We start from the raw sequence: 23606 nt of genomic DNA, 5'->3' as shown, positions 1-23606 counted from the left end.
GCCTCATCGGCCTAAAGAAAAGGAGGGGGGAGCAGGTGACGTGACGCTGTCACCTGCTAACGGGTTAGTTACCCATTTTTACTTCGCTAACCCATTTGTTGATCAATGCTTTGCGCATGTCAGTCGCGCCGTATTTGTCCATGTCGTAGTTGATGAGTTTCAGGTCATCAAGCTTGAGCGACAACGGTGAGCTTTCGGCGGTGGTGTTGGTCAGAATTTGATAAGACTTGCCTTTTTTCCAGGAGAGTTCCTGCGCTTCTTTCGACAGCACCCAATCAACAAACAGTTTGGCGTTGTCCATATTGCGTGCGCCTTTCAGGATGCTGACACCACCAATCTCATAACCGGTGCCTTCACATGGGGAAATCAATTCCAGCGGAGCACCGTTCTCTTTTTCCAGTGAGTAATCGTGCAGGAAACCAATGCCGATGGCGGTTTCACCACGCGCGGCGTTACGCGCCGGAGCAATACCAGATTTGGTGTACTGAGAGATATTGCCGTTGAGTTTTTTCAGGTAATCAAATGCCTGATCTTCACCCCACAGTTGGGCGAACGTTGCCAGAGCGGTATAAGCGGTGCCCGAGCTTTGTGGGTCAGCAACCTGGATTTCACCTTTATAAATTGGGTTGGTCAGATCTTTCCAGCATTTCGGCACCGGCAGGTTCTTCTCTTTCAGGCGCTGGGTGTTAACACCAAAACCGAGAATGCCGATATACACCGCTGAGGAGTAGTTGCCTTTGCGTTTAGCCGGGTCCTGGAATTTTGGCATGATTTGCGCGAGATTTGCTGATTTGTACGGCTCAAGAAGATTCATTTCCCCCGCCTGGGATTGCGGGTCTAGCGTACCGCCATACCAGACATCAGCCTGCGGGTTTTTCTTCTCGGCATCAACTTTCGCAAGCGTGCTTCCCGAGCCGTTGCGGATAAACGAGGTTTTCACATCGTATTTTTCACCGAACGCTTTGGTTTCGGTTTCACACATTTCGTTGGTAGCGCTGCAATACACCACCAGACGGCCTTTGGCTTGCGCGGCACCTGACAGGGTAGCCAACGCAACACCCGCAGCAACCAGAGAAGAGAGCACGGTCAGTTTCATATTATTATCCTAAGTGTCCTGAGGTAAGGTAACTGCCGGGTCCATGGCACCAACACTCCTGTCCTGCGCGCTGATGCCCGCCATTAACAGGGGCATCAGCAAAAATCCAATTAATGCGGCGGCAACGGTGAGTAGTGCGAACATCCCGGACCAGCCATAACGCTCAATCACCTGCGACAACGGCCATCCCGCCAGAGCCGCACCTAAGTAGGCGAACAAACCCAGAAACCCGGTAACGCTGCCTGCCGCCTGTTTATGGCTGCACTCCACGGCGGCGAGACCAATCAGCATCTGCGGGCCAAAAACAAAAAAGCCGATGGCAAAAAAGCAGACTGCCAATAATGCGTAGTGGTGCACTGGCGATAACCAAAGTGCGGCGACCGAAACAAACAGCCCCAACGCAAAGAGTAAAATCATCGGCCCACGCTGGCCACGAAACAGCAAATCTGAACCCCATCCGGCAAACAGTGCGCCCAGTAATCCGCCCATTTCGAACAACATCACCGTGGCGTTGGCGCTGAGTAAATTCACGCCGTGGCTTTCATAAAGCCAGATGTTGCCCCAGTCGTTCAATGCGATACGAATCAGATACACCAGCACATAACTCACACCGAGAAGCCAGACCATCGGGTTTTGCAGCACCGTGCTGCGAAACATTTGCCACTGCGGCATTGGAGGACTGAGCTGTTCCTGGCGCATTTCCAACGGGTCATGTCGCCAGACGCCGACCGGTGGTAATCCCAATTCTTGCGGCGTGCCGGTCAGGCTGCGGCACAACCAAATCCCAATGACAATGCCGATGGCACCCGAAACAAATAACGATGCCTGCCAGCCGTACCACACTGCCATCAGCGCGGAAATCAGCGGCACCGCCGCACCGCCCAGGTTGATGGACGTGTTCCAGCACCCCCACCAAAAACCGCGCTCGTTGCGCGAATACCAGTGCGTTAATAACCTTGCGCACGGCGGCCATCCCCATCCCTGGAATAAGCCGTTTAAAGTCCAGATAATCAGCAACATCGGCAGGTTAGTGCCGAAGGCAAAAAGAATATTCAGTACCCCGGTTGCCAGTAATCCTGCGCCCATAAACCAGCGAGCGCCCCGGCGGTCGTGCCACAATCCGGCGGCAAATTTCGACAGGCCATAGGAGAGATAAAACAGCGTGCCCAGCAGGCCGATATCACTTTTGCTTAAATCCAGATCGAGCTGCATCGCCGGAAGGACAAAACTGACGCTTTTGCGTGTCAGGTAAAATGCGGCGTATCCCACGACCATCGACAGCAGCAAACGTGGACGCCAGTAACGATAATCACGGCCGATTGTTTGCTCGGAAATCATCTGATTCCTCCCGGTTGAAATGACTATAGAAAACACGGATGCAAAGGGGATGAGACAAGGTTTTAGCCAACCAGGAATTATTCCTGGTTATCCCTGTTTTTGTTCAAAAAATGTGGGCAGGTTAACAATTACGCGCGTGCCGGACTGGCTTTCGAGTTGCAAATCTCCGCCTAAAGCGCGGATTCGTTCGGCAATCCCTTGTAATCCGTGGCCGGTGTGGGTGCTGCCGCTAAAGCCGATACCATCGTCTTTGACTTCAAGGCGCACGCCGTGGGGTTGCTGAGTTAACGCGATCTCAACCTTGTGGGCGTCAGCGTGTTTGCAAATGTTATTGAGCAACTCCTGCACCAGACGATAGAGCGTAAACACCACCGGGTCGCTGGCGGGCTGGCCGGGTAAATCGTAATGGAAACGGCAGGTGATACCGCGTTCATCAAAGGCGAACTCCTGAATCAGATGGTGCAGCGCTTTATCGAGGGAAATTTCGTCCAGCACCGGTGGGCGAAGCTGGCGCAATAAGTGGCGGGTCGAGTGGTGGATTCGTTGGGCAAGCTGGTTGATTTGCTCGGCGGCGAGTACCGTCGCATCACCGCTGGCAGTGCGCTTAACCAGCATCGACTGGATTTGAATCGCAGTAATATTCTGACCAATTTCATCGTGCAGTTCTCGCGCCAGATCTTTGCGCGTGTCCTCTTCGGTGTGCACCAGTTGTTCCATCAACTCGCGGCGCGCCTGTAACTCAACTTCCAGCCGTTGGCGGTAACGATGAAGATTATTTGCCAGATGCTGCTGGCGACTGATGGCAATCCCAAGACCAATGCCCAACAGCGCCTGGGTTGAGAGAAAAAGTTCCATCTCCATCAAGCCGTTAAAGCCGCTGCCAATTTGCCGGGCGATGGTAATCATCATGCTGCCAAGGAGCGCTGCCAGTACACCGCCTTGCCAGCCAAATTTGTAGGCCATGACTACGTTTGGCAGGAAAACCACAATCAGCAACAAACGCTCGATTTCCGGCGACACCACCATTTGTGCGCCAACACCGATGATGAAAAACAGGCTGCACCAGATAAGCAACGAAGTGCGTAGCGGGGGATTGGGTGTTTCTTGTGCCAGCAGGCTTTCCAGATGCTGTTGGCGCAGATATTCATAAATCAAATAGACGAACGGCGTCAGCACTACACCACCAGTAAACGCTGCCAGCAGTGTTTGTGAAGCGGAACTCGACAGAAATGGCGTCAGCACCACGGTGTGTAACAGCGCATCGCCAGTAATGGCCGCCATCAGCAGAGATAGCCGCTGCCAGTACAGCGTAAAACGGTGCCAGTAATGCTGAACTAATAGCGCAGGAATAGCGCTAAGCAGCGGGGAAAGCAACATGACGGGTTCTGTCATTAACTGTTGCAGCCAAAGCCAAATAAGTAGCCCGATCACCGGAATAAATAGGGCTGGCCAATAGCGACGATGTAGCAAAATCAACAATGCGAGATGGACGCCCTGCGGCAACAGTAAGGTAGCCTGCTGGCCGTTATCGGTGAGATAAAAACTGATCGTCCACAGGGCAAGCCAGGTCAGCCCCCAGGCAAAGACGATAAACAGCGATAACAGCAGATGATGCCACGCGCGAGACATTTAGTGCCCGGTTAACAATTGGTGTTCAAGGGCAAAATGCACCAGTTCGATGGTGCTTTCACATTGCAGTTTGCCGAGGATGTTGGCGCGATGCACATGGACTGTTTTGTGGCTAAGGTTGAGCTGTTCGGCAATGTGTTTCACGCTTTCGCCTTTGATCAGCAAATCGAAAACTTCATGCTCGCGTGGAGTGAGAACTTCCAGAACTTTGGCCGGTTGCCCTGCGTGCCGTAACGCTCGTAATGCATCCGCACATAAATAATGGCCGCCCATACCAACGGAACGAACCGCCTGTACTAATTCCTCCGGGCCGCAGCGTTTGGTGAGATAACCGCTGGCACCGGCATCCAGCGCACTTTGCACAAATGCGGTGGTGTCATAAATGCTCAGAATGATGGCGCGGAAACCGGGGCGTTGTTGGCGCAGGCGTTTGAGTAGGCTTAGGCCGTTTTCGTCCGGCATTGCCACGTCGAGCACGGCTACATCGGGCTGATTTTTTACCAGCGCAGGCCAGGCTTCGGCGGCAGAGCTGTACTGCCCGACAATCTCAATATCGCTCTCAAGGCTAAGTAACTGCGCAAAACCGGAGCGCACCACAACATGGTCATCAACTAAAGCAACGGCAATCATCGTTCTGCTCATCAGAAGGGAGTCTGGCGACATCATGAGGGCGAATGGATTCTGCGCAATGGGGATGTTGGGTTTATGTTACAGGGGTAACAGAAATGGGGGGCAAGTAAGCTTATGGCTTTTGGAGGATCGAGATTTTCCGTTCACCCGAAAGTTTACCGTTCCTACATGGATCAGCGAACGTTTAGTGAACGGAACCGTACGCTAACTCGCATAGAAATCCCTACTCACTTACTGCCAGCAACCCTTGCCTGAAGGCCTCAATCCCCGCATGGCTTTCCTCCCCTGGCCGCAGCGCCAGACAATAACACGCTCCGGTCTTCACGCTCCCCGCAAACGGCTGCACCAGCCTTCCACGATGCAAATCCTCTGCCACCAGTGTGGCATCGGCTATCGCAATGCCAAACCCCTGAATCGCGGCGCTGATAGCCAGGTCCATAGTATCGAAGTGTTGATTTTTATTCATAGCAGGCGGGTTAGGGACGTTTTGCCCAAACCACAACGACCAGTCGGTGCGATCGCGCGTCGGATGAAGAAATGTATAACGACTCAAATCCTCAGGTGTTAAAGCGTTTTCAGGCAATAAATGCTGGCTGATCACGGGCGTAAGCCGCTCCTCAAACAGCAATGCACCCGTTGTGGAAGGCTTGCCAAAAATAATCGCTGCATCAAAAGGTTCGTTTTTGAAATTCACGTCGTGTTCAACGGTGGTGGTTAACGCAACCTGAATCTCTGGCGATGCAATTTCCAGTTGGACAAGTTTTGGCACCAGCCAGCGCATAGCGCAGGTCGGGGCTTTCAGGCGGATCACACTGGATTTATGGCAGGCATTACTGGCGACATTCAGCAAGTGCTCAAAAGATTGCTGCAATTCCGGCAACAGCGCAGAGCCTTGCGGTGTGAGGTGCAGCCCGCGAGCATGACGATCGAAGAGCGCATAGCCGAGCCATTCCTCAAGCGTGGAGATTTTGCGGCTGACGGCACCTTGTGTCAGACAGAGTTCTTTTGCCGCGCGAGTCAGATTCAGATGTTTGGCTGTCACCAGGAAAGCATCAACAGTATTCAGGGGGAAATTGCGCCGCATTCGATTGCTCTCCGCTGAGCTATGAGTTTTTTGCATGGCTATTATGACAACAATTCGGTTGTGGTAGCAACCTGTTGCATATTGAATAGTTATGCAAATCGCGTTTTAACAGGAGAGGCCATGACTATGCAAACCCCGGTGCAATTTCGTTCAAAATTACCGGATGTTGGAACCACCATTTTTACTGTTATTGGCCAACTCTCGGCGCAACACAACGCCATTAACCTTTCTCAGGGTGCTCCAAACTTTTCGCCTGACCCAAAGCTGATAGCCGGTGTTACCAAAGCGATGCAGGATAACCATAACCAATACGCATCCATGACCGGTTTCAGGCCGTTAAAAACCTTGATCGCAGAAAAGGTCGCTACGATTTACGGTTCAACGTATGACGTCGACGATGAAATCTTAGTGACTGCCAGCGCCAGCGAAGGGCTTTATTCCGCCATCAGCGGGTTAGTGCATCCTGGTGATGAAGTCATTTACTTCGAACCTTCTTTTGATAGCTACGCGCCCATTGTTCGCCTACAAGGTGCAACACCCGTAGCGCTGAAACTGGCGTTGCCAGATTTCACCGTCAACTGGGATGAAGTACGCGCGGCTATTACGCCTCGTACCCGTATGATCATCGTAAATACACCACACAACCCAAGTGGGCAGGTGTTTAGCGCACATGATCTGGAAATGCTGGTGGAGCTGACGCGTAATACCGACATCATTATTTTGTCCGATGAAGTCTACGAACACATCGTGTTTGACGGTGAGCGCCATCACGGCATGGCAACACATCCGGCACTGGCTGAACGCAGCGTTATCGTTTCGTCATTCGGCAAAACCTTCCACGTGACCGGTTGGCGTGTGGGCTATTGCCTGGCTCCGGCAGAATTAATGACTGAAATCTGCAAAGTGCATCAGTTTTTGATGTTCTCCGCCGATACTCCTATGCAATATGCCTTTGCTGAATATATGGCGAACCCAGATACCTACCTGTCGCTGGCGGCGTTCTACCAACGCAAACGCGATTTAATGCAGACACTGCTGGCTGAGTCTCCGTTTAAATTGCTGCCGAGCGCCGGGTCTTTCTTCCTGCTGGCGAAATTCGATCATTTCACTGATGAATCAGACAGCGAATTAGTGAAACGTTTAATTACTCAATATGGCGTGGCGACCATTCCGCTCTCCGCGTTTTATACCGACGGAACAGACAATAAGTTGATTCGTTTGTCATTTGCAAAAGATGAAGCTACGTTACGTGCGGGTGCTCAAGCACTTTGCCAGGTTAAGCCACGCTGATACGAGGTCATAATGAAAAAAGTTTATGCGTTAAGTTTGTTGGTTGGGATGTGTGCGTCATTCTCGGCATTCGCAGCAACCGAACTGCGCTACGGCGTGGAAGCGGAGTATCCACCGTTTGAAAGCCGTAACTCGGCGGGCGAGCTGGAAGGGTTTGATATCGACTTAGGCAACGCGATCTGTAAAGCGGCGAGCCTGAAATGTTCATGGGTTGAAACGTCTTTTGATGCGCTGATTCCAGGGCTGATGGCGAAGAAATTCGATGCAATTAACTCCGCAATGAATATCACCGAGCAGCGCCGTAAAAGTATCGACTTTACCCAGCCAATTTACCGCATTCCATCACAGTTGGTGGGCAAAGCCGACAGCGGTATGGAAGCAACGCCTGCTGGACTGAAAGGTAAAACTATCGGCGTTCTGCAAGGCTCCATTCAGGAAACTTATGCGAAAGAACACTGGGAAAAAGAAGGCGTAACAGTGGTTTCTTATAAAGACCAAAATATGGCGTGGGGCGATTTGCTCAATGGCCGTATTGATGCGTCTTTGGTGATGTCAGCAGCAGGTCAGGCAGGCTTCTTAAGCAAGCCACAGGGTAAAGGATTTGGCTTTATCGGCAAGCCGGTAAGCGACGATACGATTTTGGGTAGTGGTATCGGTTACGGGTTGCGTAAAGGCGATGAAGCGACCAAAAAACAGCTTGATGCCGCTATCGATAAAGTACGCGCTGATGGCACGATTACCGCACTTGCCAAGAAGTATTTCCCAGGTATCGATGTAGCCGTCAAATAAGTGTTCTCCAGGTCGGATTAGCGTAGCGACATCCGACACTGCCTGTGTAAATGGTGGATGGCGCATTCGCTTATCCACCCTACAAACCCCACCCCGCAAATTTTGCGTAAAGGTCTGTGTCTCCGATTGGTTTTTCAGTGATTTTTGTCTAGAGTGTGCGGTCTAGATTTTGCCGCTGTTCTGCCTCTTGTGGGGGCGAAACACATCGACAATGAAGGACAATTTTTCAGGCATGAACCGCAGACGTTTTATCAAAGCCTCAATGGCTCTCGCCGCTGTCAGCGGCACAACTTCAATTGCCACGCTCTTCTCGCGTGCAGCTTACGCGGCAGAGTCTGAAATTGCCGATGGTCGCACCACCGCATTCGATTTTTCTGTGCTCCAGTCAATGGCCCATGATTTGTCGAAGAAACCGTGGGTTGGCAAACCGCGTCCGTTGCCGGACACACTGGCAAACTTAACTCCACAGGCTTACAACGCGATTCAGTATGATGCTGAACACTCGCTGTGGAACAACATCGAAAACCGCCAACTTGATGTGCAGTTCTTCCACGTTGGTATGGGCTTCCGCCGCCGTGTACGCATGTTCTCCGTAGATTCAGCAAGCCATCAGGCACGTGAAATTCACTTCCGCCCTGAGCTGTTTAACTACAACGATGCAGGTGTTGATACCAAACAACTCGAAGGCCAGATTGATCTTGGCTTTGCCGGTTTTAAAGCATTTAAAGCACCAGAACTGGCGCGCCGTGACGTTGTTTCTTTCCTTGGTGCGAGCTATTTCCGTGCGGTCGATAATACATACCAATATGGGCTTTCAGCGCGAGGCCTCGCGGTAAACACCTATACCGATCAGCTGGAAGAGTTCCCGGACTTTACCTCTTTCTGGTTTGAAACCGCGAAAGCGGGTGACACGAAGTTTGTGGTCTACGCCTTGTTAGATAGCGCAAGTGTCACCGGGGCGTACAAATTTACAATCAGTTGTGAAGCTGAGCGCGTGGTGATGGATGTCGATAATCACCTGTATGCTCGTGAAGATATTAAGCAATTGGGCATCGCGCCGATGACCAGTATGTTTGCCTGCGGCACTAACGAACGCCGTATGTGCGACACCATTCACCCGCAAATTCATGACTCCGATCGCCTGGCTATGTGGCGTGGAAACGGCGAATGGGTAACGCGTCCGCTCAATAACCCACAGAAGTTGCAGTTCAACGCTTATCTCGATAACAACCCGAAAGGCTTCGGTTTGCTGCAACTCGACCACGAGTTTGCCAATTACCAGGACATCATGGGCTGGTATAACAAGCGCCCAAGTCTGTGGGTTGAGCCGCTCAATAAGTGGGGTAAAGGCGCGATTGGGCTGATGGAGATCCCGACTACGGGGGAAACGCTTGATAACATCGTCTGCTTCTGGCAGCCGGAGAAACCGGTGAAAGCCGGTGATGAGCTGGAATTCAAATACCGTCTGTACTGGAGCGGTTTGCCGCCGATTCAGTCGCCGCTGGCGCGAGTTTACGCGACCCGCACCGGTATGGGCAGTTTCCCGGAAGGTTGGGCACCTGGCGAGCATTTCCCTGAAAAATGGTCACGCCGTTTCGCCATTGATTTTATCGGTGGTGATTTGAAAGCTGCGGCACCGAAAGGTATCGAGCCGGTTATCACGCTGTCTAACGGCGAAGCCAGACAGATTGAGATTTTGTATGTCGAGCCATTCGACGGCTATCGTATTCTGTTTGACTGGTATCCAACAGATGACTCTACCGACCCGGTAGATATGCGAATGTTCTTGCGCTGCCAGGGTGATGCCATCAGTGAAACCTGGCTGTATCATTACTTCCCACCAGCACCGGATAAACGCAAGTACGTTGATGACCGCGTGATGAAGTAATAGCTTAAGCCCCGTTACAAATACGGGGCTTTATCTTTTGTAGGTCGGATAAGTGCAGAGTCATCCGACAGATTCACTTTAGTTTCATCAGCTTGCTGAGCATTTCAACAATATAGCTATTTACCGACATGCGCTGTTCGGCGGCGGCAATCGCCAGGCGTTCGCCAAATGACTCGGGGTAGCGCAGAGTAAAGGTTTTGATCTTCTCTTCGCGCTCATACGGCTCAATGCCGCTTTCTTTGCAATCCGCTAGATACGCTTTCAGCGAAATCTCACCTTCCTACATCAAGCCCTTAGCGCTATCTGCCACAAAATCGCAGTAGCCTGAAAGCCCGAGAAATTTGCCGCGAAACAGGCTGATTTCAGAAACCCAAGTGATTAACGCCGGTGGGCCGCAAATCACCATTGTATTTGGAATTGAATGTGAATCCGTCATGGTGTTACTCCAATACTTGCCCTAGCCCATGAACCCTTCCGTGAAGTCAATTTATGAAGTCATGCTGGCATATAAAAAAATGACGTCAATTTCTGACGTCATTTCTGGAACATCCTTCAGGATTTGAATGAAAGATTGTGCAACGCTACTCCAGCGGCCCACCGAGAATCGTTTCGCGCATGCCCGACAATACGCGCTCACCGGTTTCGCTTTTTAGTTCTTCATACCAGCTATGAGTGATGTTCATATCTTTACCGTGGGTCACATCGCAGCGTTTGCGCGCCTTGAGCACCAGGTCTTTTACGCGATACGCGCGTTTCTCCTGATAGCGTAGCAATGCATCTTCTACACCGAGAGAGTTGGTTTGCAGCGCGACGGCCAGTACAACGGCGTCTTCCATGGCAGCGCATCCGCCCTGGCCGATGTCTGGTGTGGTGCTGTGGCCTGAGTCACCAAGCAGCGCAACTCGCCCGCGAACCAATTGCATAAATGGCTCAATATCATGAATTTCTATGCGATTAGTGGTGTCGGGGTTAATTGTGGAAATCAACTTTTGCACCGGGTCTGCCCAACCAGAAAAATAACGGGTTAAATCGGCTTTTACCGTGCTGCGATCTTCCGGCAGTCCTTTTTCTAATGGCACATCAAAGAAGAAGTAAAAACGATTGCCCGCAACTGGCATCAGCGACACACGCTTACCTTCGCCGACAAATGTCGTCCACTGGTTGGCAGGTGCAATAGATTCATCAATATCGACCAGACCATTCCAGTTAACGTAACCGGCATAACGGCGCTCTGTCTGGTGGCCGAGCACATAGGGGCGGATCACCGAATGGGTGCCATCGGCGGCGATTAACACATCACCTACTGCAACATGACCATCTTCAAAATATGCCCGCACGCCACCGTCAAACTCTTCGATACGCGCTACGCGCTTGCCAAACTGAATATCCGCACGCCCGTAATTATCAATCAGCATGTCTTGCAGTTCCGCGCGAGCCACCGGATAGGCGCGCTCGCCAACACTTTGAATTAAAGGATCAAGACTAAAACGTGTCAGGGTTTGGCCGTGGACAAATTCTTTGTAGGCCATATATTCCATCGACCCACCCAATTGCTGGAGCTGCTCTTTCATGCCGAGCCAGTTGAGGCACTTCACGCCATTTGGCCAAATCGAAATTGCCGCACCAACCGGTTTGATTTCTTTGACCGCTTCATAGACTTCCGTTGTAATGCCACATCTTTTCAGGGCAATTGCCGCCGAGAGTCCACCAATGCCGCCGCCAATTATGATCGCTTTCATCTAAGTCTCCTTTGGGTTACAAAGATGTTAAGCAATATCTATACCAGCATGAGAAGCAGCCCAGCAGCGGCGCGAGACGTGCGTTAAACTGATTTGTGCATTGGTGGGGATCGTCTGTGGTGCAATCTATTTTTCTGCACCATTATTTTCCACAGATAAAAAGAAGGAGAGGGTGCGTGCGCGATTCTGATAACTGGCAAGACGACGTGATTAATATTGATGACCACATAACACTTCATTCAATCAATGAGCGGTATGTGGATGAGATTTTTGCTTTGGTACAAAAGAACAAAGCCTGGCTACAAACAGCGATGGACTGGCCGAGGTTCGTGTTGTCGGTTGAGGACTCGCGCAAAATGGCGCAGGGCAACTATATCCTGCATCATCGTGGCTACGCGAAAATGTTCCTGATTTTCCAGGATGAAAAAATGGTAGGGGTGTTCTCGTTTAACCAGATAGAGCCGACCAATAAAACCGCCTATATCGGTTATTGGCTGGATAAAGATGTCCTGGGGTCGGGGATTATTTCGCGAGCTTTAGACGCGGTCATTCACAAGTACGCCCGTGAAGGCCTGGCCCGCCGTTTTGTGATCAAATGCATTGTCAGTAATGTCGCCAGTAATAAGGTGGCGTTGCGTAATGGCTTCCTGCTTGAAGGGCGCCTGAAACAAGCTGAGTTTTTAAATGGCGAGTTCCATGACCAGAACATCTACGCGCGGATTATTGGTTAACGCGACGGTTCTTAAAACACGCCATAAAACGGTGAGCGAGTAACTCGCTGCTCACCGTTAATATCCTTAATGCCTCGTATATGAATGAGCTCACCGTCCAGGCCATCAACCGCTGCTTTATCGTAAATTTGCACATTGTTCTCTATCAGAACATTGCCGGTGATTCGCGCCTGGCCGTAAATCTGCACCTGGTTATCTAATTGGATAGGGCCGCCAATGAGTGTTGCATCATCGAAGATATGCACCTGGTGTTTTAGCACGCAGTCGCCCTCAATAAGCGCATTGCCGTAGACCTGCGAGGAATAGCGAATGGTTGGGATCTGGTCATCACCACGCCCTGCGATAATACGCGCGTTGTCGAACACACGGGCGCAGTCGCAGATCCAGATATTGTTCTCGTCATTGCCTTCGAGAATTGCCTGCCCGAACACTTCAGCGCGGTGTTCAATAAAAGCGTTGTTCACCACCGCGTTACCAAAGATCTGTGCCTGATGAACCACGCGCGATGCGTTTACCGTAGCGTTGCCATAAATTTGCAGCACTTTATCGTTGTCGGCGGTCAGTCCACGAACCGCAATCACCTTGCTGCCGTTAACAATGCGCGCGGCATCGTAAATACGGCATTCACCGCTAATCAATGATTCTTTAACGATGCTTTTCCCGCTGATATGGGCCTGGTGGCAAAGGGTGGAACTGCCATGAACTTGAGCATCATCGTTAACACTTGAGCCGCCGTATACCATGCACTCGCCGCCATAAATCCAGCAATTCCCGAGCTGGCTAAGATTATCTTCGTTTTCAATCCAGCCACCCAGTTGCCCGGCTTTGATGTCGCTGAAATCGCACAGGGCCACAACTTGCCAGAGTTTGACCTGCTGTTTTTTGCCATCGACCAGATAATCATGTAGTTGCGAGTCGCCCGTTAACTGATACTTGTTCATCATCTTCGCCTTAGTTTTCTTTCTGTTTAAAACTTAGCAGGTAAATCCTCAGATGGCGTTCTTCGGTGCAATCACATAAAATGCATCTAAAATACATTTTAAGTTTTAAACGAAATGAATAAATCAGTAACGCGAACCATGCTTAATCTCCCGGCTGGGTATTTTGGTATGGTTCTTGGGACCATCGGAATGGGTTTTGCCTGGCGCTACGCTGCCACGATTTGGCCAGTATCATCGGTAATTGGTGAGGCGTTTGAGGGCCTGGCGATTGCTATCTGGCTCGCTCTGGCGCTGGCTTTTATCGTGCGCCTGGTGAAATATCCGCAAACCGTTTTAGATGAGGTCCGCCACCCGTTGAAGGGCAGTTTTGTGAGCCTGTTTCCGGCGACAACCATATTAGTTTCGATTGCCATCGCGCCTTATCTTCGCCCGTTAGCCGTGGGCATGTTTGCTTTTGGGGCAATAGTGCAATTGGTATACGCCGCATGGCAAAGTGCCGGGTTATGGCGTGGCAGCCACCCGCATACCGACACTACGCCGGGACTCTATTTGCCAACAGTTGCCAATAATTTTATCAGCGCGATGGCTTGCGGTGCGCTTGGTTTCCATGACCTCGGTATTTTGTTTTTTGGTGCGGGCGTATTTTCCTGGTTAAGCCTGGAACCGGCGATTTTGCATCGTTTACGCAGCGCTGGTGAACTCCCGGAAACGACGCGAACTTCACTTGGCATTCAACTCGCACCTGCGCTGGTTGCTTGCAACGCTTATTTGAGTGTTAACGGTGGGCAACCTGACTTCTTTGCCAAAATGCTGTTTGGCTATGGGTTGCTGCAATTACTGTTTATGTTGCGCCTGATGCCGTGGTATTTGATGCAGCCATTTAATGCCTCGTTCTGGAGCTTCTCGTTCGGTATATCAGCACTTGCTGCCACGGCCCTTCATCTGGGCATGGGGAGTAACGACGGGCTTTTTACCGCACTCGCGGTGCCGCTATTTATCTTCACTAATTTCATTATTGGCCTGCTGCTGGTGCGCACGGTTATCCTGCTTTATCAGGGTAAATTGCTGCTGCGTGTCGAACGGCCTGCAAAAAGGACGAATTAACATGGTTTCTGAAAATTATTACACCGAGAAATATGGCTTAACTCGCACCCATTCTGACGTGGTGAATGCGGTAACGGTTGTCCCGCCTGGGAAAACATTAGATCTCGGTTGCGGTAGCGGTCGTAACAGTCTGTATCTGAATCAAAAAGGGTTTGATGTAACAGCGTGGGATAAAAACCCGATGAGCATCAGCAACCTGAATAAAATTATTGAAGCGGAAGGGCTGAAAAATATCACTGCAGACGTGGTCGATCTCAACACATTACATTTTGACGGCGAGTACGACTTCATTCTTTCAACCGTAGTAATGATGTTCCTGGAGCGTAACACCATTCCAGGGCTTATCGCCAACATGCAGCGTTGCACCAAAGTTGGTGGTTACAACCTGATTGTTGCTGCGATGGACACCGAAGATTTCCCTTGCACCGTCGGCTTCCCATTTGCTTTTACTGAAGCTGAGTTGAGTCATTATTACGCGGGTTGGGAATTGCTGAAATACAACGAAGATGTCGGTGAATTACATAAAACCGACGCGGAAGGTAACCGCATTAAACTGCGATTCGCCACTATGCTGGCACGCAAAGTCTAAGCCGCAGGCCAGGCGCGGTTTTGCAGCACGATGCGATAACCATCGTTATCAACAAAGGTGCGCCCGGCGATATCCCAGTACGGATTAAAACTGTTAATGGTGACAAAACCTGCATTCAGCATTTGCTGGCAGGTTTTTTGCCATTGAGCGTTATCCGGATAGTACAGCACTAATAGGTCATCAACCGTTGCGGCGGGTTCTACCGGGTGGCGGTGACAAACAGTAAATTCAAAATGCCAGCTTAAATCATCACGACCCAGCATCACGCCGCTAAAACCGTCGTGCTCGCTAAAATTCCCGAGTTCTTGCAAACCCAATCCCAGACAGTACATCTCTTTGCTTTGAGCAAGATCGGTCACCGGACGAGCAATACGCAGATGTGGAATCATGGTTACTCCATATTTATTTACTGCATGTAAGGCTATCTTATATACGAAAAAATAGGTAATTCGAGCTAAATAATGAGCATGTTAAAAAGAAATTTCGCGATTGTTATCTGAGTTTGGAAAAATAGCATTTATAACTTCATGCGCAATCCCAATTTTTTGCTATAACTGAAAGGCTTACATGCAATTTACAGGGATAAAATATGCGCACTTCTTTTTGTGTTAAAGCCGCCTGCCTAACAGGCCTGTTAGCCTTGGCCGGCTGCTCCTCGTCTGTTACCGCTCCTGAGAAGTATTCTGGTTTCTTAAAAAATTATTCCGGTCTTCAGGAAACACAATCTGCATCTGGAAAAACCATTTTACGCTGGGTTGATCCAAGCTTTAAAAGCAGCAACTACGACAAACTTATCTTCAATCCGTTGACTTACTACCCAGTGCCGAAACCAACCACCCAACTGGGTGCTCAGACACTGGATAAAATCCTTGCATACTCCAATCAACAGTTGAAAGCGAGTGCCGAGAAGCGCATCCAACTGGTCAGCAAGCCGGGTCCGCGTACTTTGATTTTCCATGGTGCAATTACGGGCGTAGACAGCAGCAAACAAGGTTTGCAGTTTTATGAAGTGATTCCAGTGGCAATGATTGTTGCGGGTACTGAAGCAGCAACAGGCCACCGTACGATGGAAACAAACCTCTATTTTGAAGGGGAGCTAATTGACTCCTCAACCAACAAAGTCGTAATGAAAGTAGTACGTAAAGGCGAAGGTAAAACGGTAAGCAATGAAAGTGCACCTATTACCGTAGACTCGCTGAAATCAGTGATTGATGGCATGGCGACAGATGCGTCCATGTTTGAAGTTAAATAACGCGCTATCACACGGAAAAAGGGAGCTAAGCTCCCTTTTTTACCTCTTATGCTGCCCGCTTGCGCCATGGCAGTGCACTAAACATCCCCGGTTTTGAAAACATCACCAGATTGCCCAGCAAGATCATGATAAGCCCGATAATGGCGTTGCTATGCCAGACATACCCTTCATAAACCGTAGATAGACTCAATGCCACCAGAGGGAATAACAGCGTGCTATAAGCGGCCTGGCTTGCACCGATACGCCCAACCAGCGTGAAATAGGCACCAAAGGCGATAACCGAACCGAAAATTGCCAGATAGAACAGCGAGCCCAGATAGCGCAGCGTAAATTCCGGCATAAACGAATCACCGCGCACCAGTGCCAGCACACCCATAATGACGGTGCCGTAAAACATGGCGTAAGTGTTGGTAGAAAGCGTCTCCAGCCCACGACGCTGGTGGCGAGTACTTATCATATTGCCGAGTGAAAACCCGTAAGTGCCCAGTGCACTCAAACCGATTCCCAACAGTAGAGAAGGGGCAAGTTGTGTCGCGACCAAATCATGCCAGAACAGCGCAACAACCCCGGCAATGCCGAGAACTGCGGCGGGTAGCAAATTTTTGTGTGGACGCTGACGGAAGAAAATCATGCTGTTAACCGCATTAAACAACACGGCCATGGAGAATATTACCGACTCCAGTCCCGAGCTGATATATGCCGCAGCATGATAGAAACAGAAAAAGTTAAAACCAAAAACACAGCCACCTTGCAGCATGCAGAACAGATGGTCACGTAAGCTGATACGACGCAAGCGTCCAAGCGCCAGTAATACCACCAGCATCACGACGGCCGCTACGGCAAAACGCCAGAAAATAGAAACGGGTACCGACACCACACCTTGCTGCATGTAAATTGCAAGCCAGGTTGTACCCCAAATCACCACCACCGAAATATAAAGCAATGCATTCATTTTGTTATCTCCCCAAACGGTTAAGGGGAGTATCCGGGAATATGTCGCTCGTTGCTTTCACCGGCTTGCGTGGCTTGCATATTCTTGCGGTTTTTTTTGCAGGGTGGATTGTTAATGGCTGGTAACGAGTGCTGGCACTACATACACTGTCAGTCCCGAACCTTGATGGTAATAAGTTATGACCCAGCCGTATCACGCATTTGAAAATCTTCGCCAGCACAACGCCGTGCTGGAAGATAACGTGCAGCTGGGTTCCGGGATTCAACTGTCGGCCTGGTCAAACAGTCTCGACCGTGTGACGCAATGCAGCGATCACCATACGTTAAGCATGTATGTGAATGAAGGTTATGAAACCTACCAAAAAACCAATTCAGGTTGGAAAAATGGCGGCGGGCCAGACCGGTTCTGTCTAATGCCAAAAGACGGGGAAACTACCTGGGATATTCGCAACCATTTTTCATTTGTGCATCTGTATTGTACGGATGAACATCTGCGTCATATTGCGGAGCAAATCTGGGATCGCAGCCCGGTTGCTCTTCAGCTCGATGAGAAAATCTTCAGCGAGGACCCGCGTATTACACAGTTGTATCGCCACTTTCTACTCAGCAGCGATTGGCAACAGCAGGCGAACCATTTGATGTTGAGTACGGCATCAACACTGCTGTTGACCCACCTGGTTCAGACGTACAGCAACGTGCAGTGGCGTTTGCCTAATGTGCGTGGAGGCCTGGCACCTGCGGTGCTGCGAAATATCCAGGCATATATTGAACAGCACCTTAGTGAACCATTAACGCTGACTGAACTGGCTCAAGAAGCAGGGCTCAGCGAGTTTCACTTTGCGCGCATGTTTAAGCAATCAATCCAGCTCGCACCACATCAATTTGTCATGCAAAGACGCATGTTACGCGCCGAAGCATTAGTGAAAAACAGCCCGTTATCGCTCACAGATATAGCGATGGCCTGCGGGTTTAGCTCGGCAAGCCATTTCAGTAATCGTTTTAAAGCGACGATAGGCGTGACACCGTCACAGCTACGCGCGACGGGTAAATGAGAACAACGCGTAACATATCCCGCCAGCCACCAGCCCCCAAAAAGCAGAACCAATCCCCAGCAAACTGACGCCAGATGCAGTGACCAGAAACGTGACGATTGCCGCATCGCGCTCACGCTCGTGGTTTAACGCCTGATACAAGCTTCCTGCAATGGTACTCAACAACGCCAGGCCTGCCAGCGTATGAATATAGGCGACAGGCAGTGCGGTGAGTAACGTGGTGATGGAGCCGCCAAAAATACCGGCAAGCAAATAAAACACGCCAGCCGCAGCGGCGGCAAGCCAGCGTTTTGACGGATCGGGATGCGCTTCAGAACCCTGGCAAATTGCGGCAGTGATCGCAGCAATACAAATAGAAAACACGCCAAAAGGTGCCAGTATCAGAGCAATCGCTGCGGTGACCACAATCAGTGGCGATACCGGAATCTCATAGCCAGAGGCTTTGAGTGTGGCAACGCCTGGTGCGTTTTGTGACGCCATGGTCACCAGGAAGAAAGGGATACCGATGCCTAACAGGCTCGATAGTGAAAAATGTGGTGTGGTAAATTCTGGCATAACCATTGCGACCGGCACGCTACCGCTTTGCAGGCTTCCGCTGATGATGCAAACCAGCAGGCCAACTACCATTGCCACCACAACGGCATAACGTGGAGCCCAGGTTTTTGCCAGTAGCCAGCCGAGCAACATACTGGCACAGAGTAAGAAATTCCCCTGCAAAGAAGTAAATGCATCGAGGCCAAAGCGCAGCAGAATGCCTGCCAACATCGCTGCGGAAAGTGTTGAGGGAATAAGACGCATCAAACGGGCGAAGAGGCCGGTCACACCGCACAGCAGAATTAAAAATGAGGCGAAAATAAACACGCCGATAGCTTCATTGAGCGAATGGCCTGGTAAACTGGTCGCGAGCAGAGCTGCACCCGGAGTGGACCAGGCGGTGAGAATGGGCGTGCGGTACCAAATCGTTAGCACGAGAGTACTCACCCCCATGCCAATCCCAAGCATCGTCAGCCAACCCGCGATTTGCAGCGTGTTAGCACCAGCAGCTTCCGCCGCCTGCCAGATAATTGCCGCCGAGCTGGCGTAGCCAACTAAAACAGCAACAAACCCTGCCAGGATCGTGGGCAATGGGATGGATATTGTGCGCATTTTTTTCCTTCATAGTTTTTAGCGTTGTCGAACTATAACATCACAAATCATTAACAACAGGCGTGATGATGTTGAAAACTCTGCAAGTTCATTGTTATGTGAAATGTTTAGCAAGGGCAAAAATAGGGGGGATTGCTCTCCGGGGGGAGAGCAATTAAAACTCTTACGCGTATTCGATTGAGGATTCTTGTTCTACGGCCACGTTGATATAAGCCAACGCATTTGGGCGTTCCAGTGGTCGTGAGAAATAGTAACCCTGCATATAAGGGATACCACATTGCTCAAGTAACTGGCGCTGTTTTTCCGTCTCCACGCCTTCGGCGATAACACTGAAGTTGAGGCTTCTGGACATATTCATCATCGCCTGAACAATAGATAGGCCTTTGTGTTCAATATGCTGAATAAACGAGCGGTCAATTTTAATGTAATCAATATTCATATTCTGGATGACGGACAAACTTGAATAGCCCGTCCCAAAATCATCTACTGAGAATTTCACGCCACATTGTTGTAACTGACAGACCTTCTCATTAATCATCATCTGTTCAGACTGGAAGAGCGATTCAGTGACTTCCAGATGCAGTAAATGCCCTGGTATTGCATAGCGTTCGATAACCCGGTTGACGTTATTGACGAACCCTTTGTCGTAAAACTGAATCAGCGAGATATTCACGCACATGCAGATTTGAGCATTTGTTTTATGCATTTGCGCCAGTGTTTTACAGGCCTCTTCCAGTACCCAACTTCCCACCTGAACAATGCGGCCGCTTTGTTCCATTAATGGGATAAATTCAACTGGAGAGATCTCCTGCTCCTGATAACGCCAGCGCATTAAGGCTTCAAAACTGACTATTTGGCCGGCTGCGTCGACAATCGGTTGATACACAAGACGGAACTCATCACGCTCAAGTGCACCTTTTAGTGCTTCGTTGAGAGTCATCTTGCGGCGCAGGTTGTGTTCTAGTTCGAGATTATAGAAAGCAAAACGTTCAGGATATTTGCCTTTTTGCGAATACATGGCGATATCCGCAAGCTGAATCAGTCGCGTGATGGAAGAGTCATGCTCAGGACAAACTGAAATACCGATTGTTGCATTCAGGGCAATAGTTTGGTCATCAAGACGGATCGGTAGGGAGAGGCTGGCGATGATATTTTCAGCAAGCTCACTGGTAATGTCATGAGAACTTTCCTTAACCAACAGAATAAATTCATCACCACCCCAACGGCACATAAAGTTACCGTCACCGATAAAGCTTTTAAGTCGGGTACTTAATGCAATGAGTACTTTGTCGCCGACATTGTGGCCTAGCGTGTCATTAATATTTTTAAAACCATCGAGGTCGATAAAGAAAATGGAGAAGCCCGCAATATGGTTCTGCTCAAATTCGCGCTCAATGCCTTCTACTGCCGACAAAAATGCAGTGCGGTTATACAGACCCGTGAGGGAGTCTATATTGGATATAACATACACTTCCTGCGTTCTTTCTCGGATGGTCTCTTCCATGCTGGAAACAAGTTTTTTGTTTCGGTAACGCAACAAGATAGCTTCTTTAATATAATTGGCTGAACGTGCAGAAGCGATAATCATGATTAAAGTAAAACAGACGCCCAGCCCACCGAGGTTAATTTTATATTGTTCTGGCTGCAGCAGCAGCAATATGGACATCGGCATTAAAATAATAATGTTATAGAGCGCGGATAGCAGAAAGCTTGCTGAGAGGATACTTGTGGCTCCCCCAGCCATCGCGGCAAGTATCACATTCGTAGAGCTAAGTTCTTCAATGGTAAATTGCGGGTAAAAAGTGACCGCATAGACGCTCCACAACATAGCCGTTATTAAGCAGCCTATTGAAAAGCGCACCACCCAGTCCTTCCGGTCTTTACATTCGGCGTCACTTTTTATCCACATATGGGTATCAATGACGCGAATAGCCAGCACCAGGGCCATGATCAGCCACCAGGTGATTTTGGCGTAGAAATTATTATTGTCGATAAAAGTGAAGGCAAGAGTGGTAGACGCAATAAATGTAATCAGAATGCCTGGTAATGAGTTGTTGTATAACAACTTAACGCCTTCTGACTTATAAAGCCTTGAATGTTCTGTGTTTATGGTCATTTCTAATCATCTTAATTGAGTCATTTAACTAGCGCCCACTTTAATAGGTCTAATATGATTACTCTTTGTAATTATTCCTTCTGGAAGTATAAGTTAAAACATTTTGTAATACACCGTCTTTAGCAGCCGCCAGCATTATTACCAGCCTATGTTGTCGCGCCGTTTCATACGACTTGAAGTATGACGGGTATATGCTTACGCGGCCAATCTGACTACAATACCCACCTTTCGCCCATAACATAGAAACAGACCCACTATGCGCCTGCACGCCAATCATCTTGAATTACTCAGCCCAGCCCGTGACACATCCATCGCCCGCGAAGCCATTTTGCATGGTGCGGATGCGGTCTACATCGGCGGGCCTGGCTTTGGCGCTCGCCATAATGCCGGCAACAGCCTGCAAGATCTTGCTGAACTGGTGCCGTTTGCTCACCGTTATGGGGCGAAGATTTTTGTTACGCTCAACACCATCCTGCATGACAACGAACTGGAACCTGCACGTCGTATGATCCACGACCTGTATCAGGTGGGTGTTGATGCGCTGATTGTGCAAGACATGGGCGTGCTGGAAATGGATCTGCCGCCGATTGAAATCCACGCCAGTACCCAGTGCGATATTCGCAGTGTAGAAAAAGCAAAATTCCTGTCTGATGCGGGATTCTCACAAATCGTTCTGGCCCGTGAGCTGAACCTCAATCAAATTCGTGCAATTCATGAAAATGTTGATGCCACGATTGAGTTCTTTATTCACGGTGCGCTATGCGTGGCCTATTCAGGGCAATGTAATATCTCCCACGCTCAGACCGGGCGCAGCGCAAACCGTGGTGATTGCTCCCAGGCTTGCCGTTTGCCGTACACCCTGAAAGACGATCAGGGCCGCGTAGTGGCCTATGAAAAACATCTGTTGTCGATGAAAGATAACGATCAAAGCGCCAATCTTGCTGCATTGGTAGATGCTGGCGTGCGTTCCTTCAAAATTGAAGGGCGCTACAAAGATATGAGCTATGTGAAAAACATCACCGCTTATTATCGCCAGTTGCTGGATGAATTAATGGAGCAGCGCACCGATTTGGTTCGTGCCTCCGCCGGCAAGACCTCGCATTTCTTTATTCCGTCACCGGATAAAACCTTCCACCGCGGCAGCACAGACTACTTCGTCAATGAGCGCAAAATTGATATCGGCGCTTTTGATTCACCAAAATATATCGGCTTACCGGTAGGTGAGGTCATGAAGGTGGGTAAAGACTTCCTGGATGTTAGCGTGACCGACACACTGACCAATGGTGATGGTCTGAACGTGTTGATCAAGCGCGATATCGTTGGCTTCCGCGCTAATACGGTGGAGAAAACCGGTAAAAATCAGTATCGCGTCTGGCCAAATGAGATGCCGGAAACACTGAAAAATGTCCGCCCGAACCATCCACTCAACCGTAACCTTGACCATAACTGGCAGCAGGCGTTGACGAAGACCTCCAGCGAACGCCGTATTGCGGTGGATTTGGAGCTAGGTGGTTGGGAAGAACAGCTGATTTTAACCCTCACCAGTGAAGATGGAGTCAGTGTAACTAAAACGCTGGAAGGGCAGTTCGAAGTGGCGAACAACCCGGAAAAAGCGTACTCGAACCTGCGCGATGGCCTGACAAAACTGGGTCAAACCATGTACCAGGCGCGAAAAGTAGAGTTGAATCTTCCCGCTCCATTGTTCGTGCCAAACAGCCAGTTGAATCAACTGCGCCGTGAAGCTATCGACGAGCTGACCGATGCGCGCCTGCAACAGTATCAGCGCGGCACCCGTAAACCTGTTAGCGTTCCGCCACCGGTCTATCCAGATGAGCATCTGACGTTTCTCGCCAATGTTTACAACCATAAAGCGCGTGAGTTTTATCAGCGTTATGGCGTGAAACTGATTGATGCCGCTTATGAAGCCCACGAAGAAAAGGGTGAAGTGCCGGTAATGATCACTAAACACTGTCTGCGTTTTGCGTTTAACTTATGCCCGAAACAGGCGAAAGGTTCAGTAAAAAGCTGGAAAGCCACGCCAATGCAGTTGGTGCATCAGGATGAAGTGCTGACGCTGAAATTTGACTGTAAACCGTGTGAGATGCACGTTATCGGTAAGATGAAGAATCACATCCTCAAGATGCCATTACCAGGCAGCGATGTTGTGGCGTCCATCAGCCCGGATGAATTGCTGAAGACAATGCCGAAGCGCAACAAGTAAGCCATAGAGAGAGGGCATCC

The 23606-nt window shown here is 49.9% G+C and carries 20 protein-coding genes and 1 pseudogene; 9 read left to right on the top strand and 12 right to left on the bottom strand.

The genetic code is table 11. The features are described 5' to 3' along the window. Positions 1-64: 64 nt before the first annotated feature. The 5 genes from EDF88_RS03215 to EDF88_RS03195 all read right to left on the bottom strand — a co-directional run bounded on the left by EDF88_RS03215 (position 65) and on the right by EDF88_RS03195 (position 5777). The gene (locus EDF88_RS03215; protein ID WP_134182870.1) at positions 65-1096 is read right to left on the bottom strand and encodes an ABC transporter substrate-binding protein; all 1032 of its coding nucleotides are present in this window, start codon (positions 1094-1096) and stop codon (positions 65-67) included. Between the two features lie 9 nt (positions 1097-1105). Then, positions 1106-2434, bottom strand: coding sequence for an MFS transporter family glucose-6-phosphate receptor UhpC (uhpC, locus tag EDF88_RS03210; protein WP_134182868.1), 1329 nt, complete (start codon positions 2432-2434; stop codon positions 1106-1108). A gap of 87 nt (positions 2435-2521) precedes the next feature. Beyond that, a complete protein-coding gene (locus tag EDF88_RS03205; protein ID WP_134182866.1) occupies positions 2522-4063 on the bottom strand; it encodes an MASE1 domain-containing protein in 1542 nt (513 codons plus the stop codon). Continuing rightward, the gene (locus EDF88_RS03200) at positions 4064-4693 is read right to left on the bottom strand and encodes a response regulator transcription factor (RefSeq protein ID WP_134183254.1); all 630 of its coding nucleotides are present in this window, start codon (positions 4691-4693) and stop codon (positions 4064-4066) included. 223 nt (positions 4694-4916) lie between these two features. After that, positions 4917-5777 carry a LysR substrate-binding domain-containing protein gene (locus EDF88_RS03195; protein WP_166671943.1) on the bottom strand — a complete coding sequence of 287 codons (861 nt, stop codon included), beginning with the start codon at positions 5775-5777 and terminating at the stop codon, positions 4917-4919. 120 nt (positions 5778-5897) lie between these two features. Here EDF88_RS03195 and EDF88_RS03190 point away from each other — a divergent pair, with 120 nt between their 5' ends. From EDF88_RS03190 to EDF88_RS03180, 3 genes are all read left to right on the top strand, one after another. Next, positions 5898-7067, top strand: a complete 1170-nt coding sequence (locus EDF88_RS03190) for a pyridoxal phosphate-dependent aminotransferase (RefSeq protein WP_134182863.1) — start codon at positions 5898-5900, stop codon at positions 7065-7067. Positions 7068-7079: 12 nt separating this feature from the next. Next, entirely contained in the window at positions 7080-7856 is a 777-nt protein-coding gene (locus EDF88_RS03185) for a transporter substrate-binding domain-containing protein (RefSeq protein ID WP_064518670.1), read from the top strand. Between the two features lie 232 nt (positions 7857-8088). Continuing rightward, positions 8089-9744 (top strand): glucan biosynthesis protein, encoded by a 1656-nt coding sequence (locus EDF88_RS03180; RefSeq protein WP_134182861.1) that lies wholly within the window; start codon positions 8089-8091, stop codon positions 9742-9744. 73 nt (positions 9745-9817) lie between these two features. On the opposite strand, the pseudogene EDF88_RS03175 reads toward EDF88_RS03180, so the two are convergent. Together EDF88_RS03175 and hpxO are read right to left on the bottom strand one after the other, a co-directional pair. After that, positions 9818-10180, bottom strand: a pseudogene (locus tag EDF88_RS03175) (type II toxin-antitoxin system HicB family antitoxin). 145 nt (positions 10181-10325) lie between these two features. After that, positions 10326-11483 carry an FAD-dependent urate hydroxylase HpxO gene (gene hpxO / locus EDF88_RS03170; protein WP_134182859.1) on the bottom strand — a complete coding sequence of 386 codons (1158 nt, stop codon included), beginning with the start codon at positions 11481-11483 and terminating at the stop codon, positions 10326-10328. A 176-nt stretch (positions 11484-11659) separates the two neighbouring features. Between hpxO and rimL the strand changes: the two genes are divergently transcribed. Then, entirely contained in the window at positions 11660-12214 is a 555-nt protein-coding gene (gene rimL / locus EDF88_RS03165) for a 50S ribosomal protein L7/L12-serine acetyltransferase (RefSeq protein WP_134182857.1), read from the top strand. An 11-nt stretch (positions 12215-12225) separates the two neighbouring features. On the opposite strand, the gene ydcK is transcribed toward rimL, so the two are convergent. Beyond that, positions 12226-13155: a YdcK family protein gene (gene ydcK / locus EDF88_RS03160; protein ID WP_134183252.1), complete on the bottom strand. Its 930-nt coding sequence runs from the start codon at positions 13153-13155 to the stop codon at positions 12226-12228. A gap of 114 nt (positions 13156-13269) precedes the next feature. Here ydcK and tehA point away from each other — a divergent pair, with 114 nt between their 5' ends. Both tehA and tehB read left to right on the top strand, forming a co-directional pair. Then, positions 13270-14259: a dicarboxylate transporter/tellurite-resistance protein TehA gene (gene tehA, locus EDF88_RS03155; protein ID WP_134182855.1), complete on the top strand. Its 990-nt coding sequence runs from the start codon at positions 13270-13272 to the stop codon at positions 14257-14259. After that, positions 14255-14848: a tellurite resistance methyltransferase TehB gene (gene tehB, locus EDF88_RS03150; protein ID WP_134183250.1), complete on the top strand. Its 594-nt coding sequence runs from the start codon at positions 14255-14257 to the stop codon at positions 14846-14848. The genes tehA and tehB overlap by 5 nt, the downstream gene beginning before the upstream one ends. On the opposite strand, the gene EDF88_RS03145 is transcribed toward tehB, so the two are convergent. Next, complete coding sequence (locus EDF88_RS03145; RefSeq protein ID WP_134182853.1) at positions 14845-15237, bottom strand: VOC family protein; 393 nt, start codon at positions 15235-15237, stop codon at positions 14845-14847. The two genes, tehB and EDF88_RS03145, sit on opposite strands and share 4 nt — an antisense overlap. Positions 15238-15437: 200 nt before the next feature. Between EDF88_RS03145 and EDF88_RS03140 the strand changes: the two genes are divergently transcribed. Further along, complete coding sequence (locus EDF88_RS03140) at positions 15438-16100, top strand: DUF3313 domain-containing protein (RefSeq protein ID WP_134182851.1); 663 nt, start codon at positions 15438-15440, stop codon at positions 16098-16100. Positions 16101-16146: 46 nt separating this feature from the next. Here EDF88_RS03140 and EDF88_RS03135 read toward each other — a convergent pair whose 3' ends face one another. Beyond that, complete coding sequence (locus EDF88_RS03135; protein WP_134182849.1) at positions 16147-17052, bottom strand: DMT family transporter; 906 nt, start codon at positions 17050-17052, stop codon at positions 16147-16149. A 178-nt stretch (positions 17053-17230) separates the two neighbouring features. Between EDF88_RS03135 and EDF88_RS03130 the strand changes: the two genes are divergently transcribed. After that, the gene (locus EDF88_RS03130) at positions 17231-18103 is read left to right on the top strand and encodes a helix-turn-helix domain-containing protein (RefSeq protein WP_134182848.1); all 873 of its coding nucleotides are present in this window, start codon (positions 17231-17233) and stop codon (positions 18101-18103) included. Here EDF88_RS03130 and EDF88_RS03125 read toward each other — a convergent pair. Together EDF88_RS03125 and EDF88_RS03120 are read right to left on the bottom strand one after the other, a co-directional pair. Next, the gene (locus EDF88_RS03125) at positions 18083-19249 is read right to left on the bottom strand and encodes a benzoate/H(+) symporter BenE family transporter (RefSeq protein ID WP_134182846.1); all 1167 of its coding nucleotides are present in this window, start codon (positions 19247-19249) and stop codon (positions 18083-18085) included. The two genes, EDF88_RS03130 and EDF88_RS03125, sit on opposite strands and share 21 nt — an antisense overlap. A 163-nt stretch (positions 19250-19412) precedes the next feature. After that, positions 19413-21365 carry a GGDEF domain-containing phosphodiesterase gene (locus tag EDF88_RS03120; RefSeq protein WP_134182844.1) on the bottom strand — a complete coding sequence of 651 codons (1953 nt, stop codon included), beginning with the start codon at positions 21363-21365 and terminating at the stop codon, positions 19413-19415. Between the two features lie 256 nt (positions 21366-21621). Here EDF88_RS03120 and EDF88_RS03115 point away from each other — a divergent pair, with 256 nt between their 5' ends. Then, on the top strand, positions 21622-23586 hold the full coding sequence (locus EDF88_RS03115) for a U32 family peptidase (RefSeq protein ID WP_134182842.1): 1965 nt from the start codon (positions 21622-21624) through the stop codon (positions 23584-23586). Positions 23587-23606 lie beyond the last annotated feature (20 nt).

Origin of the sequence: Buttiauxella sp. BIGb0552, from assembly GCF_004366275.1 — a bacterium.
Classification (GTDB): Bacteria; Pseudomonadota; Gammaproteobacteria; order Enterobacterales; family Enterobacteriaceae; genus Buttiauxella; species Buttiauxella gaviniae.
The sequence above is the reverse complement of the archived record's forward strand: the minus strand, read 5'-3'. Positions and strand labels throughout refer to the sequence as shown.

Bases quoted from the DNA above. Each gene is read 5' to 3' on its own strand.
- EDF88_RS03215 (WP_134182870.1), bottom strand. From the start codon at position 1,096: ATGAAACTGACCGTGCTCTCTTCTCTGGTTGCTGCGGGTGTTGCGTTG.
- EDF88_RS03135 (WP_134182849.1), bottom strand. From the start codon at position 17,052: ATGAATGCATTGCTTTATATTTCGGTGGTGGTGATTTGGGGTACAACC.
- uhpC (WP_134182868.1), bottom strand. From the start codon at position 2,434: ATGATTTCCGAGCAAACAATCGGCCGTGATTATCGTTACTGGCGTCCA.
- EDF88_RS03125 (WP_134182846.1), bottom strand. From the start codon at position 19,249: ATGCGCACAATATCCATCCCATTGCCCACGATCCTGGCAGGGTTTGTT.
- EDF88_RS03145 (WP_134182853.1), bottom strand. From the start codon at position 15,237: ATGATTCCACATCTGCGTATTGCTCGTCCGGTGACCGATCTTGCTCAA.
- EDF88_RS03130 (WP_134182848.1), top strand. From the start codon at position 17,231: ATGACCCAGCCGTATCACGCATTTGAAAATCTTCGCCAGCACAACGCC.
- EDF88_RS03140 (WP_134182851.1), top strand. From the start codon at position 15,438: ATGCGCACTTCTTTTTGTGTTAAAGCCGCCTGCCTAACAGGCCTGTTA.
- EDF88_RS03190 (WP_134182863.1), top strand. From the start codon at position 5,898: ATGACTATGCAAACCCCGGTGCAATTTCGTTCAAAATTACCGGATGTT.
- EDF88_RS03185 (WP_064518670.1), top strand. From the start codon at position 7,080: ATGAAAAAAGTTTATGCGTTAAGTTTGTTGGTTGGGATGTGTGCGTCA.
- ydcK (WP_134183252.1), bottom strand. From the start codon at position 13,155: ATGAACAAGTATCAGTTAACGGGCGACTCGCAACTACATGATTATCTG.
- EDF88_RS03200 (WP_134183254.1), bottom strand. From the start codon at position 4,693: ATGATTGCCGTTGCTTTAGTTGATGACCATGTTGTGGTGCGCTCCGGT.
- EDF88_RS03195 (WP_166671943.1), bottom strand. From the start codon at position 5,777: ATGCGGCGCAATTTCCCCCTGAATACTGTTGATGCTTTCCTGGTGACA.
- EDF88_RS03205 (WP_134182866.1), bottom strand. From the start codon at position 4,063: ATGTCTCGCGCGTGGCATCATCTGCTGTTATCGCTGTTTATCGTCTTT.
- EDF88_RS03120 (WP_134182844.1), bottom strand. From the start codon at position 21,365: ATGACCATAAACACAGAACATTCAAGGCTTTATAAGTCAGAAGGCGTT.
- EDF88_RS03115 (WP_134182842.1), top strand. From the start codon at position 21,622: ATGCGCCTGCACGCCAATCATCTTGAATTACTCAGCCCAGCCCGTGAC.
- hpxO (WP_134182859.1), bottom strand. From the start codon at position 11,483: ATGAAAGCGATCATAATTGGCGGCGGCATTGGTGGACTCTCGGCGGCA.
- tehA (WP_134182855.1), top strand. From the start codon at position 13,270: ATGAATAAATCAGTAACGCGAACCATGCTTAATCTCCCGGCTGGGTAT.
- EDF88_RS03180 (WP_134182861.1), top strand. From the start codon at position 8,089: ATGAACCGCAGACGTTTTATCAAAGCCTCAATGGCTCTCGCCGCTGTC.